1 protein-coding gene is annotated in these 416 nt (G+C 60.3%); it reads left to right on the top strand.

The genetic code is table 11. From position 1 onward, the window contains the following. Positions 1-416 (top strand): SDR family oxidoreductase (locus J1784_RS00180; RefSeq protein ID WP_217147573.1); only part of this gene is annotated, 416 nt, incomplete at its 5' end.

Here is a 416-nt window from a genome sequence, read left to right as displayed (position 1 = left end):
ACCTCACCGGTGTGTTTAAGCTCACGCGCGCTGTGGTCCCCGCGATGCTCGAGGCCGGCGCGGGATCGATTGTCAACGTCACTTCTGAAGCCGGCATTCGCGGCAATGCATCAGGTAATGCCTACACGGTGTCGAAGCACGGCGTCGTTGGGCTCACGCGTAGCGCAGCTTTCATGTACGCGAAGCCAGGGATTCGAGTTAACGCGGTCGCTCCCGGTGGCGTCGCCACCGGTATTCCATTCCCCGCGAATGTATCTGAAGTTGGCTCGGCTCGCTTGCACCCCTTCCAAGCCGCTATCCCTTCACTGGCTACGGCAGAGCAGCTTGCCGCTTCCATCACCTTCCTGTTGAGCGATGACGGGGTCAATATCAACGGCGCAATCCTGCCGTCTGATGGCGGCTGGTCAGTGCAGTAA

This window comes from Rahnella ecdela (assembly GCF_019049625.1).
GTDB lineage: Bacteria > Pseudomonadota > Gammaproteobacteria > Enterobacterales > Enterobacteriaceae > Rahnella > Rahnella ecdela.
Note: the sequence above shows the minus strand (reverse complement) of the source record. Positions and strands in the feature narration are given on the sequence as shown.